This window comes from Paraburkholderia sp., from assembly GCF_004298475.1.
Lineage (GTDB): Bacteria > Pseudomonadota > Gammaproteobacteria > Burkholderiales > Burkholderiaceae > Paraburkholderia > Paraburkholderia denitrificans.
In genome coordinates this window covers 33614-49532 of the sequence record NZ_SCRP01000037.1, presented here as the reverse complement: position 1 = coordinate 49532, position 15919 = coordinate 33614, and the positions used below count along the sequence as shown (strand labels likewise).

14 protein-coding genes and 1 tRNA gene are annotated in these 15919 nt (G+C 63.5%); 14 read left to right on the top strand and 1 reads right to left on the bottom strand.

Going from position 1 to position 15919, the window contains the following annotated elements:
• Nucleotides 1-206 precede the first annotated feature (206 nt).
• The 6 genes from EPN59_RS19360 to EPN59_RS19335 all read left to right on the top strand — a co-directional run bounded on the left by EPN59_RS19360 (nt 207) and on the right by EPN59_RS19335 (nt 7491).
• Nucleotides 207-1991 carry an acetolactate synthase 3 catalytic subunit gene (locus EPN59_RS19360; protein ID WP_293041748.1) on the top strand — a complete coding sequence of 595 codons (1785 nt, stop codon included), beginning with the start codon at nt 207-209 and terminating at the stop codon, nt 1989-1991.
• 117 nt (nt 1992-2108) lie between these two features.
• Complete coding sequence (ilvN, locus tag EPN59_RS19355) at nt 2109-2600, top strand: acetolactate synthase small subunit (RefSeq protein WP_293041709.1); 492 nt, start codon at nt 2109-2111, stop codon at nt 2598-2600.
• A gap of 194 nt (nt 2601-2794) precedes the next feature.
• A complete protein-coding gene (ilvC, locus tag EPN59_RS19350) occupies nt 2795-3811 on the top strand; it encodes a ketol-acid reductoisomerase (protein WP_293041707.1) in 1017 nt (338 codons plus the stop codon).
• A gap of 168 nt (nt 3812-3979) precedes the next feature.
• Nucleotides 3980-4633, top strand: coding sequence for a phosphatidylserine decarboxylase (locus EPN59_RS19345; RefSeq protein WP_293041704.1), 654 nt, complete (start codon nt 3980-3982; stop codon nt 4631-4633).
• Nucleotides 4634-4644: 11 nt separating this feature from the next.
• Nucleotides 4645-5520, top strand: a complete 876-nt coding sequence (pssA, locus tag EPN59_RS19340) for a CDP-diacylglycerol--serine O-phosphatidyltransferase (protein ID WP_293041701.1) — start codon at nt 4645-4647, stop codon at nt 5518-5520.
• A 420-nt stretch (nt 5521-5940) separates the two neighbouring features.
• Nucleotides 5941-7491, top strand: a complete 1551-nt coding sequence (locus tag EPN59_RS19335) for a 2-isopropylmalate synthase (protein ID WP_293041699.1) — start codon at nt 5941-5943, stop codon at nt 7489-7491.
• A gap of 102 nt (nt 7492-7593) precedes the next feature.
• Here the strand turns inward: EPN59_RS19335 and EPN59_RS19330 are convergent, their stop codons facing one another.
• Nucleotides 7594-8139 carry a hypothetical protein gene (locus EPN59_RS19330; RefSeq protein WP_293041697.1) on the bottom strand — a complete coding sequence of 182 codons (546 nt, stop codon included), beginning with the start codon at nt 8137-8139 and terminating at the stop codon, nt 7594-7596.
• 298 nt (nt 8140-8437) lie between these two features.
• On the opposite strand from EPN59_RS19330, the gene EPN59_RS19325 reads away from it, so the two are divergent.
• The 8 genes from EPN59_RS19325 to EPN59_RS19290 all read left to right on the top strand — a co-directional run bounded on the left by EPN59_RS19325 (nt 8438) and on the right by EPN59_RS19290 (nt 15901).
• Complete coding sequence (locus EPN59_RS19325; protein ID WP_293041745.1) at nt 8438-9670, top strand: branched-chain amino acid ABC transporter substrate-binding protein; 1233 nt, start codon at nt 8438-8440, stop codon at nt 9668-9670.
• 188 nt (nt 9671-9858) lie between these two features.
• Nucleotides 9859-10128, top strand: a complete 270-nt coding sequence (gene rpsO / locus EPN59_RS19320) for a 30S ribosomal protein S15 (protein ID WP_293041694.1) — start codon at nt 9859-9861, stop codon at nt 10126-10128.
• Between the two features lie 334 nt (nt 10129-10462).
• Nucleotides 10463-12613 (top strand): polyribonucleotide nucleotidyltransferase, encoded by a 2151-nt coding sequence (pnp, locus tag EPN59_RS19315; protein ID WP_293046618.1) that lies wholly within the window; start codon nt 10463-10465, stop codon nt 12611-12613.
• A gap of 135 nt (nt 12614-12748) precedes the next feature.
• Nucleotides 12749-13765, top strand: a complete 1017-nt coding sequence (locus EPN59_RS19310) for an NAD(P)H-quinone oxidoreductase (RefSeq protein WP_293036222.1) — start codon at nt 12749-12751, stop codon at nt 13763-13765.
• A gap of 96 nt (nt 13766-13861) precedes the next feature.
• The gene (tpiA, locus tag EPN59_RS19305) at nt 13862-14644 is read left to right on the top strand and encodes a triose-phosphate isomerase (protein ID WP_293036219.1); all 783 of its coding nucleotides are present in this window, start codon (nt 13862-13864) and stop codon (nt 14642-14644) included.
• A 105-nt stretch (nt 14645-14749) separates the two neighbouring features.
• Nucleotides 14750-15163, top strand: coding sequence for a preprotein translocase subunit SecG (gene secG / locus EPN59_RS19300; RefSeq protein WP_293036216.1), 414 nt, complete (start codon nt 14750-14752; stop codon nt 15161-15163).
• A 124-nt stretch (nt 15164-15287) separates the two neighbouring features.
• Nucleotides 15288-15372, top strand: a tRNA-Leu gene (locus EPN59_RS19295).
• Nucleotides 15373-15541: 169 nt separating this feature from the next.
• A complete protein-coding gene (locus tag EPN59_RS19290; protein ID WP_293046616.1) occupies nt 15542-15901 on the top strand; it encodes an NADH-quinone oxidoreductase subunit A in 360 nt (119 codons plus the stop codon).
• Nucleotides 15902-15919: the final 18 nt, after the last annotated feature.

Below are 15919 nucleotides of genomic sequence, written 5' to 3'. Positions count from 1 at the left end.
CATGTACACATCGGCGCCAAGATTTGCTTGACCGGTTGCGTGCGAATCGCTATCTTCGACGGTTCGCGATATATAAGTGACTCTGTCTCAATTCAGATGTGGCCCATGAGGCTCATTTGTCAACTGGACGCGCCGCTTGAACCCGAGCCACAAGCCCGGCGGAGAGCACCCGATCAATTTTTTGCCGAAAATTCGAAAGGTGAATGATGAATATTCCCAGCGCGGAATTCTCCACGTCGATTCCCCCCAGCTCTGCTGAATCCGACCCCGAAGGCCAAAATGGCCGCTCCATTGGCGCAACCGTGCTGATGAAGGCGCTCGCCGACGAGCAGGTCGAATTCATCTGGGGCTACCCCGGCGGCTCCGTACTTTACGTCTACGACGAGCTGTACAAGCAGGACAAGATCCAGCACATCCTCGTGCGCCACGAACAGGCTGCCGTGCATGCTGCCGACGGCTACGCCCGTTCGAGCGGCAAGGTCGGCGTGTGTCTCGTGACCTCCGGCCCCGGCGTTACCAACGCGGTGACCGGCATCGCGACGGCGTACATGGATTCGATTCCGCTGGTCGTCATCAGCGGGCAGGTGCCCACTGCCGCGATCGGTCAGGACGCCTTCCAGGAGTGCGACACGGTGGGCATCACGCGTCCCTGCGTGAAGCACAACTTCCTCGTGAAGGACGTGCGCGACCTCGCGGCGACCGTCAAGAAAGCCTTCTACATTGCGCGCACCGGCCGTCCCGGTCCCGTGCTGATCGACATTCCGAAGGACGTGTCGAAGGCTCCGTGCGCCTATGAGCCGCTCAAGAGCATTTCGCTGCGCTCTTACAACCCGGTCACCAAGGGCCACTCGGGGCAGATCCGCAAGGCGGTCTCGCTGCTCTTGTCGGCCAGGCGTCCGTACATCTACACCGGCGGCGGCATCATCCTCGCCGACGCGGCGCGCGAGCTGAACCAGTTCGCCGACCTGCTCGGCTACCCGGTGACGAACACGCTGATGGGGCTCGGCGGCTATCGCGCGAGCGATCGCAAGTTCCTCGGCATGCTCGGCATGCACGGCACGTACGAAGCCAACATGGCGATGCAGCACTGCGACGTGCTGATCGCAATCGGCGCACGCTTCGACGACCGCGTGATCGGCAACCCCGCACACTTCACCTCGCGTCCGCGCAAGATCATTCACATCGACATCGATCCTTCGTCGATTTCGAAGCGCGTGAAGGTCGACATCCCCATCGTCGGCGACGTGAAGGAAGTGCTCAAGGAACTCATCGAGCAGCTTCAGCACGCCGAGCACGGCCCCGACACCGAGGCGCTCGCAGCCTGGTGGAAGGACATCGAAGGCTGGCGCGAGAAGAATTGCCTGAAGTTCGAGCGCGGCACGGAGATCATCAAGCCGCAGTACGTCGTCGAAAAACTGTGGGAGTTGACGGGCGGCAATGCGTTCGTCTGCTCGGACGTCGGCCAGCATCAGATGTGGGCCGCGCAGTTCTACCGCTTCAACCAGCCGCGCCGCTGGATCAATTCGGGCGGCCTCGGCACGATGGGCTTCGGCCTGCCGGCGGCGATGGGCGTGAAGATGGCGCATCCGGACGAGGACGTCGTCTGTATCACGGGCGAAGGCTCGATCCAGATGTGCATTCAGGAACTGTCGACCTGCAAGCAGTACGACACGCCCGTGAAGATCGTCTCGCTCAACAACCGCTACCTCGGCATGGTTCGCCAGTGGCAGCAGATCGAATACGACAAGCGCTATTCGCATTCGTACATGGATGCGCTGCCCGACTTCGTGAAGCTCGCCGAAGCGTACGGCCACGTGGGCATCCGCGTCGACAAGACCGCCGATGTGGAACCCGCGCTCAAGGAAGCACTGCGACTGAAGGACCGCACCGTGTTCCTCGATTTCCAGACCGACCCTTCCGAAAACGTGTGGCCGATGGTTCAGCCCGGCAAGGGCATTACCGACATGCTGCTCGGTTCGGAAGAGCTGTAACGGTCGTTGAACGGCGCCGCTCCCACTTCGCGCGGCGCGCGTCTCCACAAAGGGCGCGCGAATTCGCGGGGGCAGGGCGGCCGCCACGCTCAAACTGGATAAATCGCGGAACACATCATGAGACACATTATTTCCGTTTTGCTGGAAAACGAGCCGGGCGCGCTGTCGCGCGTGGTCGGCCTCTTCTCCGCACGCGGCTACAACATCGAAACCTTGACCGTGGCGCCGACCGAAGACCGGTCGCTGTCACGCATGACCATCGTTTCCATTGGCTCTGACGACGTGATCGAACAGATCACGAAGCATCTGAACCGCCTGATCGAGGTGGTGAAAGTGGTCGACCTGACCGAGGGCGCCCACATCGAGCGTGAGCTGATGCTGATCAAGGTTCGGGCGGTCGGCAAGGAACGCGAGGAGATGAAGCGGATGGCGGATATCTTCCGCGGCCGCATCATCGACGTTACCGAAAAGACTTACACGATCGAACTGACGGGGGCGAGCGAGAAGCTCGACGCGTTCATCGAGGCGCTCGACGCCACGGCGATTCTCGAAACCGTCCGCACGGGCAGCTCGGGCATCGGGCGCGGCGAGCGCATTCTGAAAGTGTGACGCCCGGCAGCATGCGTCGATCAGGTTCGACGATCGACCGCCGGAACCCGGCCGGGCGCGGCGCTTGACGAAAGAAACAAGCGCGCGCCCGGCGCAGCCAACCGCTGCTTGCCGGAGCTTACCGAGGCTTACGTATAGCAGTACCGGAGCAGTACCGGAACTCTCCATTTTTTGCATATCGCCAGGGAACAGACATGAAAGTTTTTTACGACAAGGACGCCGACCTCTCCCTCATCAAGGGCAAGCAGGTCACCATCATCGGTTACGGTTCGCAGGGCCACGCGCACGCGCTGAACCTGAAGGACAGCGGCGTGAATGTCACCGTCGGCCTGCGCCGCGGCGGTGCGTCGTGGAGCAAGGCTGAGACCGCCGGCCTCACGGTCAAGGAAGTCGCCGAAGCCGTCAAGAACGCCGACGTCGTGATGATGCTGCTGCCGGACGAGCAGATCGCCGACGTCTATGCAAAGGAAGTCCACGCCAACCTGAAGCAAGGCGCCGCGCTCGCGTTCGCGCACGGCTTCAACGTCCACTACGGCCAGGTGATCCCGCGCGCCGATCTCGACGTCATCATGATCGCGCCGAAGGCCCCCGGCCACACGGTTCGCGGCACCTACTCGCAAGGCGGCGGCGTTCCGCATCTGATCGCCGTCCACCAGGACAAGTCGGGCGCAGCGCGTGACATCGCGCTGTCGTACGCTGCGGCAAACGGCGGCGGCCGTGCCGGCATCATCGAAACGAACTTCCGCGAAGAGACCGAAACCGACCTGTTCGGCGAGCAGGCCGTGCTGTGCGGCGGTACGGTCGACCTGATCAAGGCCGGCTTCGAAACGCTGGTCGAAGCGGGCTACGCGCCGGAAATGGCGTACTTCGAGTGCCTGCACGAGCTCAAGCTGATCGTCGACCTGATCTACGAAGGCGGCATCGCGAACATGAACTACTCGATCTCGAACAACGCCGAGTACGGCGAGTACGTGACGGGTCCGCGCGTCATCACCGCCGAAACGAAGAAGGTCATGAAGGAAGTCCTGAAGGACATCCAGACCGGCGAATACGCGAAGAGCTTCATCCTCGAAAACAAGGCCGGCGCGCCGACGCTGCAGTCGCGCCGCCGCCTTGGCGCCGAGCACCAGATCGAAACGGTCGGTGCGAAGCTGCGCGCGATGATGCCGTGGATCGCGAAGAACAAGCTCGTCGACCAGTCGAAGAACTAAGCGCATTCGCTGCTCGCTTGCAGCTTATTTGCCGCTCCAGCGGCGCGTGCGGAAGGGCATTCATGCCGCCGCCGCGCCGCGGCAAGCATCAACAAAAGCCGCCCGGTGGGGATGAACCCCGGGCGGCTTTTGCTATCCTACGGTTTTCGAAAAAACACCGAAGCCAATATGAATTACCCTCATCCGATCATCGCCCGCGAAGGCTGGCCGTTCATCGCCATTGCGGCCGTCGTGGTGCTCTTGATCCAGGCAGTCGCAGGGTTCGGCCTCGCGTGGCCGTTCTGGCTGATCCTCATCTTCGTCGTCCAGTTCTTCCGCGATCCGCCGCGGCCCATTCCGCAGCAGGCCAATGCCGTCCTGTGTCCCGCCGATGGCCGCATCGTCGCCGTCGAGACCGCGCACGATCCGTATGCAAACCGTGAAGCGCTGAAGATCAGCGTGTTCATGAACGTCTTCAACGTCCATTCGCAACGCTCGCCGGTGGACGGCGCCGTCGCCAAGGTCGAGTACTTCCCGGGCGCGTATCTGAACGCCGCAATCGACAAGGCCTCCACCGAGAACGAACGCAATGCCGTCGTCCTCACGATGGCCGACGGCACGGTGGTGACTTCCGTGCAGATCGCCGGTCTCATCGCGCGCCGCATTCTGTGCTACGTGCGTTCGGGCGAGCCGCTCACGCGCGGCCAGCGCTACGGCTTCATCCGCTTTGGCTCGCGCGTCGACGTGTACCTGCCGCTGGGCAGCCGCCCGCGCGTATCGATCGGCGAGAAGGTGTCTGCCTCGTCGACGATCCTCGCCGAACTACAAACACAATCGGCTTAAGGAGGGGTGCGATGGCCGGATTCAAATCGCGTCGTCCCCGCAATAGCGCCGGCTCGCCGCTGCCGCGGCCGTTTCGCCGTAACAAGGCTGTGCAGGAGCCGGTCGGCCTCGCCGCGACCCGCCGCGCCGCGCGCCAGCAGTTCCTCAGGAAGCGCGGCATTTATCTGCTGCCCAACGCATTCACGACTGCCGCGCTGTTCTGCGGCTTCTTCGCCGTCGTGCAGGCGATGAACGTGCGTTTCGAGGTCGCGGCCATCGCGATCTTCGTGGCGATGGTGCTCGACGGCATGGATGGCCGCGTCGCGCGCATGACGCACTCGCAGAGCGCATTCGGCGAGCAGTTCGACAGCCTCTCGGACATGGTTTCGTTCGGCGTCGCGCCCGCACTCGTCATGTACGAGTGGGTGCTCAAGGATCTCGGGCGCTGGGGCTGGCTCGCGGCGTTCGTCTACTGCTCGGGCGCCGCGCTGCGGCTCGCACGTTTCAATACGAACATCGGCGTGGTCGACAAGCGCTACTTCCAGGGCTTGCCGAGCCCGGCGGCGGCGGCGCTGATCGCGGGCTTCGTGTGGCTCGCCACCGACAACCGTGTGCCCGTCAAGCTCTCGTGGCTGCCGTGGGTCGCGTTCGTGCTGACCATCTATGCGGGCGTGACCATGGTGTCGAACGCGCCGTTTTACAGCGGCAAGGCGCTCGACGTGCGCCACCGCGTGCCGTTCGCCGCGATCCTGCTCGTCGTCATGGCGTTCGTGCTCGTATCGTCCGATCCGCCGCTCATGCTGTTCGGCCTGTTCGTGCTTTACGGCCTTTCCGGATATGTGTTCTGGGCCTACCAGGCGATGCGCGGCCGCAACAACCCCGCACGCTCGTCACCGCGCGAGCGCTAGCCGCCAGGCGGTACGCGGGCAACCGCGCCGCCCGCCGTGATTGCCGGGGCCGCTTCCATGCGGCCCCATTCTTTTGGCCTGCACGTAGCCTGTATGTGTTGCGTGTTGTGCGGTTTTGCGCGGTGTTCCGTGGCGCCGCGCGGCCTCGACGGCGCAAGCTAACGGACGCCCCGCGCTGCGGGGCGCCGCCAATTGCGCTATCGACGGAATCCCGCTATAGTCGCCGGCATGGTAACGATCCAGTTCCCCCTCTTTTCTCTTCAAGCCGGTGCGCCGCTACGTGCACTAGCGCTAGCGCGCCTGCCGCGCTGATCCCGCTCGCCCTCCGTCCGCTTCGTTCATTGTCAGCGTCGCCAACGGTGGCGCGAACACCCGAATTCCGTTTGTAGACACTGAACAAGTTCCCTCTGGAGACACGAAATGGCAGCAGACAAGCTCATCATCTTCGATACGACGTTGCGCGACGGCGAGCAGTCGCCCGGTGCGTCGATGACGAAGGAAGAGAAAATCCGCATCGCGAAGCAACTCGAGCGCATGAAGGTCGACGTGATCGAAGCGGGTTTCGCCGCCAGTTCGAACGGCGACTTCGACGCGATCCACACGATTGCCGGCCTGGTGAAGGACAGCACGGTCTGCTCGCTCGCCCGTGCGAACGACAAGGACATCCAGCGCGCCGCCGATGCGCTCAAGCCCGCCGATCACTTCCGCATCCACACGTTCATCGCCACTTCGCCGCTGCATATGGAGAAGAAGCTGCGCATGTCGCCGGAGCAGGTGCTGGAGCAGGCGAAGCTTGCCGTGCGCTTCGCGCGCAAGTTCACCAACGACGTGGAGTTCTCGCCGGAAGACGGCAGCCGCTCGGACATGGATTTCCTGTGCCGGGTGCTGGAAGCCGTCATCAACGAAGGCGCGACCACGATCAACATCGCCGATACGGTCGGCTACGGCGTGCCCGAGCTGTACGGCAACCTCGTGAAGACGCTGCGCGAGCGCATTCCGAACTCCGACAAGGCGGTGTTCTCGGTGCACTGTCACAACGACCTTGGCATGGCGGTGGCGAATTCGCTGGCCGGCGTGCACACGGGCGGCGCGCGCCAGGTCGAGTGCACGATCAACGGTCTTGGCGAGCGGGCGGGCAATACGTCGCTCGAAGAAATCGTGATGGCCGTGAAGACCCGCAAGGACTACTTCGGCCTCGACCTCGGCATCGACACCACGCAGATCGTGCCGGCATCGAAGCTCGTCTCGCAGATCACCGGTTTCGTTGTGCAGCCGAACAAGGCGGTGGTCGGCGCGAACGCATTTGCGCACGCGTCGGGCATCCACCAGGACGGCGTCCTCAAGGCGCGCGATACCTACGAAATCATGCGCGCGGAAGACGTGGGCTGGAGCGCGAACAAGATCGTGCTCGGCAAGCTCTCGGGCCGCAACGCGTTCAAGCAGCGTCTGCAGGAGCTGGGCATCCAGCTCGACAGCGAAGGCGAACTGAATCAGGCGTTCGCGCGCTTCAAGGAACTCGCCGACCGCAAGGCAGAAATCTTCGACGAAGACATCATCGCGATCGTCACCGAAGAGTCGGCGCAAGCGCACGAGAAGGAGCACTACAAGTTCATCTCGCTGGCGCAGCACTCCGAGACGGGCGAGCGCCCGCACGCGCGCGTCGTGTTCTCGGCCGACGGCAAGGAAGTTACGGGCGAAGCCGCGGGCAACGGCCCGGTGGACGCCACGCTGAACGCCATCGAAACCGAAGTGGGCAGCGGCTCGGAACTGCTGCTCTACTCGGTGAACGCAATCACGACCGGCACGCAGGCACAGGGCGAAGTGACGGTGCGTCTGTCGAAGGCTGGGCGCATCGTGAACGGCGTCGGCACCGATCCGGACATCGTCGCCGCTTCGGCGAAGGCGTATATCGCGGCGCTGAACAAGCTGTACTCGTCGGAGAGCGACAAGCTCAATCCGCAGCGTTCGTAAGCGGCAGGCTCCACAACGTAAAACCCCCGCGCTCGCAGGAGCGCGGGGGTTTTGTCTTTGTGCTGTCTGTGCTGTCTGTCCTGCCGTTCGACGCGCTGCGGTTCAGAACAGGTTGCGGCGGTCCGGGTCGTGCAGCGGATCGGGCGTCTTTTGCGTGAGGCGCAGGATGCCGTTGTCGTCGAAGTAGAAACTGTACAGCATGTACCAGACGCCGACGTCCAGATAGCGATAGGTCCACACTTCACGCTTCATCAACGGGAAATACGAGGTCTCCACCGGGCGGCCGAAGTTCACGAGCACGTCGGTGCGCGTCCACTTGCCGATCTCGGCGCGGTAGAACTCGTTATCGTCCAGCACCTGGCGCACGTCGACGACCTTGCCGTGGCTGTCGATATCGGCGGCGACGGTGGTTTCGCCCATCGGCTGGGTGGGCCACATCAGGCGCTTGCCGCCGTCGGGCAGGTCGTAGGTTTCGCGCGGCGGGCCGAAGCGCGCGATCACGGCCTGGGCGTCGTCGCCCGTGTGGAACTGCGTCCACGGCTGCGCGCAGCCGGCGAGCGCGAGCGCGCCGAGGGCGGCAGCCAGTGCGCGTCGTGCGCCGCGTGACAGTGAAGATGCGAGGGCAGTGGCAAGAGAACGGTTGAGCATGGAGTTCGCCGACGGCAATGTCCCGACGACCGCAGTAATTGTCGAGCCGATATTTTGACATGCAATGCGCAGCGTGCGACGGGCGTCCAGCGGACTTGCCGCGGCGGCGCTTGCCGCCCTATGATCCGCGCTTCGGATCATCGAGCACCGACGAGAACGAGAGGAAGAGGGCATGAGAGCACGACCATCACGAAGCGCGCGAAGATCGGGCCGTGCGGCAGCCCTGCTGGGGCCGCTGGCCTTTGGCCTCGCGATGGCCGCGGGCGCAGCGGCGCAGGCGATACAGCCGACGCAGCCGATGCAGGCCGGCAATGCGCCGGGCAGCCAGCCGACGCTCGCGCCTGTGCGGCTCGCGTTGATCGAGGGCATGTCCGGCCCGTTCGCCGACGCGGGCGCCGCAGTGGAGCGCAATCTGCGTTTCGGTGTCGAGCGCGTGAACGCGCACGGCGGCGTCGTGCTGCGCGATGGGCGTCATCCGCTCGAACTCGTCGTGCTCGACAGCAAGGGCAGCACCGAGACGGCGCTGATGCAGCTGCGCGCCGCCGCCGATCGCCATATCGGCTTCATCCTGCAGGGCAATAGCTCGGCGGTGGCGGCCGCGCTCGTGAAGGCGATCGATCGTCAGAATGCGCGCGCTCCCGACAATCGCGCGCTGTTTCTCAACTACTCCGCCGTCGATCCCGCGCTCACCGGCGCGGACTGCAGCTTCTGGCACTTCCGCTTCGACGCCCATGCGGGCATGCGCGTGGACGCGCTTGCGGATGTGATTGCCGCCGATCAGTCGGTCAAGAAGGTTTACCTGCTGAATCAGGACTACAGCTTCGGCCACGACGTGAGCGCGCTCGCACGTGCGGCACTCGCGAAGCAGCGCCCCGATATCGCCGTGGTCGGCGACGAATTCCACCCGGTTGGCCGCGTGAAGGATTTTGCGCCGTACGTCTCGAAGATTCGCGCATCGGGCGCGGATGCCGTGATCACCGGCAACTGGGGCAGCGACCTCGCATTGCTCGTCAAGGCTGCGCGAGAGCAGGGCCTCGACACGAAGTTCTACACGTTCTATGGCAACAGCCTCGGCGCACCGGCGGCGCTGGGCAAGGCGGGCGTGAAGCGCGTAATCGCCGTCGCCGAGTGGCATCCGAACGCGGGCGGCGCGGCGTCCGACGCCTGGTACGCGGCATTCCGTGCGCGCTATCGGGCGCCGCAGGACGACTATCCTGTGCTGCGCATGGTCATGCTCGTCGAGATGCTCGGGCAGGCGCTGACGAACGCGGGTTCCGCCGATCCGGCCGCGGTGGCGAAAGCGCTGGAGGGCATGCGCTTCACGGGCGACGAAAGCAGCTTTCATCCGATGTGGATGCGCGCCGACGACCATCAGGTGATTCAGCCCCTTTACGTGATGCAGATGGACAAGGCGGGCACGCCGGGCGTGCGCTTCGACAACGAGGGCTCGGGATACGGTTTTCGCACCGTGCTCGCGCTGCCGCCGCAGCGCACCGTGCCGACAATGACGTGCCGCATGAAGCGGCCCTGAGCGCTGCCTCTGGCTCTATACCTGGCTCGGCGCGAGCGAGCGCCCGCCGCGCCGGGTTCCCCCCGAATCCCCCGCCCAGGGCGCTGCGTTCGCGACGAACCGGGCTTGTGCTACAATGCGCGCTTCGTCGTAACCCACGGCACGGCCTTTCTTCCGTGACCGCCCGTTAGTTTTAAAGGAAAAGCAAAATGTCCGTAGCAGATATCAAGAAGTCCGACATCGTCGCGCAATTCGCGCGCGGCACTGGCGACACGGGTTCCCCCGAAGTTCAGGTTGCACTCCTGACGTCGCGTATCAACGAACTGACCTCGCACTTCAAGTCGCACGCGAAGGATCACCACAGCCGCCGCGGTCTGCTGCGCATGGTGAGCCGCCGCCGCAAGCTGCTCGACTACCTGAAGGGCAAGGACGCTGACCGTTACCGCTCGCTGATCGAGAAGCTGGGTCTGCGCAAGTAACCGGAAGTTCTTCCAGCACGATGCCTGTGTCAGTTTCGCTGATGCAGGCATTTTGTTTTTGAACGGTACGCTTCGCATCAGGCGTACCGTTGAGCAGCACAATGCAGTGCAGGCCGTCATAGCTGTAAAAGCCGTAATAGCAGTATCAGCGGGACCGGACCACGGAGCAGAGCTTTGTGTCATTCCATCAGATCGCGTGTCGGTGCGCCGTCATGCGCGATTCGCTGGAATGGCATAACCACACCTCTTCTTGCGCGGCGCCGGTCCGTGTATTGCCGTGTCGCACGCCTACGGCGCGCCACGCAGCATAACAATGTGTAAGGAGTGACCAGACATGACCATGTTCAATAAAGTCGTGAAAGAGTTCAAATGGGGCCAGCATAATGTTCGCCTCGAAACGGGTGAAATCGCCCGTCAGGCAGGCGGCGCCGTCATCGTCGACGTCGAAGATACCGTCGTGCTCGCCACCGTCGTCGGCGCGAAGACCGCCAAGCCCGGCCAGGATTTCTTCCCGCTGACCGTCGACTACATCGAAAAGACCTATTCGGCCGGCAAGATCCCCGGCGGCTTCTTCCGCCGCGAAGGCCGTCCGTCCGAAGGCGAGACGCTGATCTCGCGCCTGATCGACCGTCCGCTGCGCCCGCTCTTCCCGGAAGGCTTCTACAACGAAGTGCAGGTTGTCATCCACGTGCTGTCGATCAACCCGGAAATCCCGGCTGACATCCCCGCGCTGATCGGCGCGTCGGCAGCGCTGGCCGTCTCGGGTCTGCCGTTCAACGGCCCGGTCGGCGCGGCTCGCGTCGGCTACCTCAACAACGAATACGTGCTGAACCCGACGCGCGCGCAGATCAAGGAATCGAGCCTCGACCTCGTCGTGGCCGGTACGGAGCGCGCAGTGCTGATGGTGGAATCGGAAGCGGAACAGCTGCCGGAAGACGTGATGCTCGGCGCCGTGGTGTTCGGCCACGAGCAGATGCAGACCGCCATCGACGCGATCCACGAACTCGTGCGTGACGGCGGCAAGCCCGAATGGGACTGGCAGCCGGCGCCGAAGGACGAAGCGCTGATCGCCCGCATCACCGACATCGCCTACAACGAACTGCTCGCCGCCTATCAACTGCGCGACAAGCAGCAGCGCTCGGCGAAGCTGAAGGAAGTCTACGCAGCCACGTCGGCCAGGCTCGAAGAAGAAGCCGCAGCAGCGGGCACGACGGCCGCCGACAAGGCGAGCGTCGGCAACGTGCTGTTCGACCTCGAAGCGAAGATCGTCCGCTCGCAGATCCTGAACGGCGAGCCGCGCATCGACGGCCGCGACACGCGCACGGTGCGCCCGATCGAGATCCGCACGGGCGTTCTGCCGCGCACGCACGGCTCGGCGCTCTTCACGCGTGGCGAAACGCAGGCGCTCGTCGTCGCGACGCTCGGCACCAAGGGCGATGAGCAGATCATCGACGCGCTCGAAGGCGAGTACCGCGACCGCTTCATGCTCCACTACAACATGCCCCCGTTCGCGACCGGCGAAACGGGCCGCGTCGGTTCGCCGAAGCGTCGTGAAATCGGCCACGGCCGTCTCGCGAAGCGCGCGCTCGTCGCGTGCCTGCCGAGCGCCGAAGAGTTCGGCTACTCGATCCGCGTCGTCTCGGAAATCACCGAGTCCAACGGTTCGTCGTCGATGGCATCGGTGTGCGGCGGCTGCCTCGCGCTGATGGACGCCGGCGTGCCGATGAAGGCGCACGTCGCGGGCATCGCGATGGGCCTGATTCTCGAAGGCAACAAGTTCGCGGTGCTGACCGATATTCTCGGCGACGAAGATCACCTCGGCGACATGGACTTCAAGGTGGCCGGTACGTCGGAAGGCGTGACGGCGCTGCAGATGGACATCAAGATCCAGGGCATCACCAAGGAAATCATGCAGGTCGCGCTCGCGCAGGCGAAGGAAGGCCGCATGCACATCCTCGGCAAGATGACCGAGGCCGTTTCGGGCGCGAACACGGAACTGTCGGCGTTCGCACCGCGCATGATCACCATCAAGATCAACCCGGAGAAGATCCGCGACGTGATCGGCAAGGGTGGTTCGGTGATCCGCGCGCTGACGGAAGAAACCGGCACGACGATCGACATCTCCGACGACGGCGTCGTGACCATCGCGAGCACGTCGAGCGAAGGCATGGCCGAAGCGAAGAAGCGCATCGAGAACATCACGGCCGAAATCGAAGTAGGCCAGGTGTACGAGGGTCCGGTCCTCAAGCTGCTGGACTTCGGCGCGATCGTGAACCTGCTGCCGGGCAAGGATGGCCTGCTGCACATCTCCGAGATCGCCAACGAGCGCATCAAGGACATCAACGACTATCTGAAGGAAGGCCAGATCGTGAAGGTCAAGGTCATCCAGACGGACGAGAAGGGCCGCGTGCGCCTGTCGGCCAAGGCGCTGCTGAACGAGGCGGCCAATGGCGGCGGTGCGCCGCAGGGCGAGCCGCAGCAGTAACGCGGCAGCCTGAAACGGCCGGCGGCGCAGCATGCGCACCGGCCGTTTTTTCTGATGGGTTGCCTGGAGTGGTGCCTGGATGGCCTTGCGCATGCATCGCGTGCGCAGCACCATCCGGACAAACGGAGACGAGATATGAACGCAGTCGAGATCACCGAATTCGGTGCGCCGGACGTACTCAAGCTGAGCGAGCGCGCAATGCCCGAACCGAAAGCGGGTGAAGTGCTCATCAAGGTCGCGGCGTCGGGTGTGAACCGGCCGGACGTGTTCCAGCGCAAGGGCGCGTATGCGCCGCCGCCGGGCATTTCGGATCTGCCGGGGCTGGAAGTCGCGGGTGAGATCGTCGGCGGCACGATCGACGAGAAGAACAACCCGTTTGGCCTGAAGATGGGTGATCGCGTATGTGCGCTGATCGCGGGCGGCGGCTATGCCGAATATGCAGCGGCGCCGCTCGGCCAGTGCCTGCCGGTCCCGGCGGGGCTCTCCGATATCGAGGCCGCTTCGTTGCCCGAAACGTTCTTCACCGTGTGGAGCAACGTGTTCCAGCGCGGCCAGCTCGGTGCGGGCGAGGGCGGCGAGAACGAGACGCTGCTCGTGCAGGGCGGTTCGAGCGGCATCGGCGTGACGGCGATCCAGATGGCGCACGCGCTCGGCTATCGCGTGTTCGCGACCGCGGGCTCCGACGACAAGTGCCGCGCCTGTGAGCAACTGGGTGCGGAACGCGCGATCAACTATCGCAGCGAAGATTTCGTCGAAGTCGTGAAGGCGCTCACGCAAAATCGCGGCGTCGACGTGATCCTCGATATGGTGGGCGGCGGCTATGTGCCACGCGAACTTTCCGCGCTCGCGGACGGCGGTCGCGTCGTGCTGATCGCGACGCTTGGCGGATCGAAGGCCGAAGTCAACGTGCACGAGATTCTGCGGCGACGCCTCACGATCACGGGTTCGACGCTGCGTGCGCGGCCGGTTGAGTTCAAGGCGAACATCGCGCGGGAGCTGAAGGAGCGCGTGTGGCCGCTGCTCGAAGCGGGCAGCATCAAGCCGGTCGTGTTCCGCGTGTTCCCTGCGGAGCAGGCCGCGCAGGCGCATGCGCTGATGGAAAGCAGCGAGCACGTCGGCAAGATCGTGCTCGATTGGGGTCGAAAGGCTTGAGCCGGGCGCGCGAATCATTCCTCGCGGTTTGACCCGCTTCCGCTTGACGAAGTAAAATTGTGCGTTTTGCGTCCGCTTTTAACGGCAACCGAAACAATGTCGAATCAACGATCCAAGCTTGTAGTCGGTAACTGGAAGATGCACGGCCGTCTCGCGGCCAACGCAGCGCTTTTGCAGGGCGTCGCACGCGGCGCGCAGGCATTGCCGCGCGGCGTGGGTATTGGCGTGTGCGTGCCGCATCCGTATCTTGCGCAGGCGCAGGCGCTGCTTGGCGGAAGCCGGGTCGCCTGGGGCGCGCAGGATGTCTCGGCGCACGAGCAGGGCGCATTTACCGGCGAAGTTGCGGCGGGCATGATCGCCGATTTCGAGGCTGCGTATGCGATCGTTGGGCACTCGGAGCGGCGCGCTTATCATGGCGAAAGTTCCGAGCTCGTTGCGGCGAAGGCGCAGCGCGTGCTGGCGGCAGGGCTTACGCCCATCGTTTGCGTGGGCGAGACGCTCGAAGAGCGCGAATCCGGCGCGACCGAGCGCGTAGTCGGCGCGCAACTCGATGCGGTGCTCGCCGTGCTGTCGGTTGAAGAAGCGGCGCGCATCGTCGTGGCTTACGAACCCGTTTGGGCTATCGGCACCGGCAAGAGCGCAAGCTCGGAGCAGGCGCAGCAGGTTCACGCGTTCTTGCGTGCGCGTCTTGCCGCGAAGGGCGCACAGGCTGCTAACGTGCCGCTGCTCTATGGCGGCAGCGTGAAGCCGGAGAATGCGGCGGAGCTGTTCCGTCAAGCCGATATCGACGGCGGCCTGATTGGCGGCGCGTCGTTGAAGGAAGGGGATTTTCTCGCGATTTGCGCGGCCGCTGGAGCGGGCGCGGATGTCGTGGGCTAAGAGCCCGCGCGTGCCCTTGTCAGGGGCGTGCAGGCTTCGTATGCGTGTGTCTTGGGGTGCTCAGGTAACCGAGGCGCGTGCTCAACAAGGACTCAGGTGGGTGTCATGCTGTATTTGAAAACGTTGGTGATCGTCATTCAGCTTCTGTCGGCGCTCGGGGTGGTCGGCCTCGTGTTGCTGCAGCACGGCAAAGGCGCGGATATGGGCGCGGCTTTCGGCAGTGGCGCATCGGGCAGCCTGTTCGGCGCGAGCGGCTCGGCGAACTTCCTTTCGCGTACGACCGCGGTGCTTGCGACAGTATTTTTTGTTTCAACTCTTGCATTAACTTACATCGGCTCGTATCATGCCAAACCTTCGGCTGGCGTGCTTGGTGCTTCGGCTCCTGCCCCGGTTGTAGCTTCGGCTCCGGTCGTTTCGGCACCTGTCGCTGCTTCGCCTGCGACGGCTGTTTCCCCGGCTGCTGCTGCAGCTTCGGCAGCAAATGCGACGCCGAATCATGGCAGTGAAGTGCCGAAATAAATTGTTTGAAAAAATTCGAAAAACTTGTTTTGTGCGTTGAACAAATCTCGAAAACAAGTTAGAATTTAAGTCTTGAAGCGATTCGCGGGTATAAATAAGATTGTTCTCCCGGATTGCATGTAGTGCCGACGTGGTGAAATTGGTAGACACGCTATCTTGAGGGGGTAGTGGCGAAAGCTGTGCGAGTTCGAGTCTCGCCGTCGGCACCAACAATGTCATCTAAAAATACCAGCCGCTTGCTTCGCTCCGGCTGGTATTTTTTTTGTCGCCTGTTCCGTGTTTGTTTTTAGTTTGCAGCGCCAGGTACGTGTACGTGTAGTGATGCCCGCAGCGCGAAGCGCGCCTGCGGAACCCTGAACTAACCGATAGAGGAAAGCCTTGAACCTCGCAGCCTATTTCCCCGTCCTGTTGTTCCTCCTGGTGGGTATCGGTCTGGGCATAGCGCTGGTCACCATCGGCAAGATCCTCGGTCCCAATCGGCCAGATAGCGAAAAGAATTCGCCGTACGAGTGCGGCTTCGAAGCCTTCGAAGATGCGCGCATGAAGTTCGACGTACGCTACTACCTGGTCGCCATTCTCTTCATCATCTTCGATCTCGAAACCGCGTTTCTGTTTCCGTGGGGCGTTGCCCTGCGCGATATCGGCTGGCCCGGTTTTATTTCGATGATGGTGTTTCTGCTCGAATTCCTGCTGGGCTTTGCCTACATCTGGAAGAAAGGCGGTCTTGACTGGGAATGATGGGTTAATCGCCGGATA

What these genes read in the sequence shown, in the direction of transcription:
- EPN59_RS19360 (WP_293041748.1), top strand. Translation starts at nt 207, where the DNA reads ATGAATATTCCCAGCGCGGAATTCTCCACGTCGATTCCCCCCAGCTCT.
- ilvN (WP_293041709.1), top strand. Translation starts at nt 2,109, where the DNA reads ATGAGACACATTATTTCCGTTTTGCTGGAAAACGAGCCGGGCGCGCTG.
- ilvC (WP_293041707.1), top strand. Translation starts at nt 2,795, where the DNA reads ATGAAAGTTTTTTACGACAAGGACGCCGACCTCTCCCTCATCAAGGGC.
- EPN59_RS19345 (WP_293041704.1), top strand. Translation starts at nt 3,980, where the DNA reads ATGAATTACCCTCATCCGATCATCGCCCGCGAAGGCTGGCCGTTCATC.
- pssA (WP_293041701.1), top strand. Translation starts at nt 4,645, where the DNA reads ATGGCCGGATTCAAATCGCGTCGTCCCCGCAATAGCGCCGGCTCGCCG.
- EPN59_RS19335 (WP_293041699.1), top strand. Translation starts at nt 5,941, where the DNA reads ATGGCAGCAGACAAGCTCATCATCTTCGATACGACGTTGCGCGACGGC.
- EPN59_RS19330 (WP_293041697.1), bottom strand. Translation starts at nt 8,139, where the DNA reads ATGCTCAACCGTTCTCTTGCCACTGCCCTCGCATCTTCACTGTCACGC.
- EPN59_RS19325 (WP_293041745.1), top strand. Translation starts at nt 8,438, where the DNA reads ATGCAGGCCGGCAATGCGCCGGGCAGCCAGCCGACGCTCGCGCCTGTG.
- rpsO (WP_293041694.1), top strand. Translation starts at nt 9,859, where the DNA reads ATGTCCGTAGCAGATATCAAGAAGTCCGACATCGTCGCGCAATTCGCG.
- pnp (WP_293046618.1), top strand. Translation starts at nt 10,463, where the DNA reads ATGACCATGTTCAATAAAGTCGTGAAAGAGTTCAAATGGGGCCAGCAT.
- EPN59_RS19310 (WP_293036222.1), top strand. Translation starts at nt 12,749, where the DNA reads ATGAACGCAGTCGAGATCACCGAATTCGGTGCGCCGGACGTACTCAAG.
- tpiA (WP_293036219.1), top strand. Translation starts at nt 13,862, where the DNA reads ATGTCGAATCAACGATCCAAGCTTGTAGTCGGTAACTGGAAGATGCAC.
- secG (WP_293036216.1), top strand. Translation starts at nt 14,750, where the DNA reads ATGCTGTATTTGAAAACGTTGGTGATCGTCATTCAGCTTCTGTCGGCG.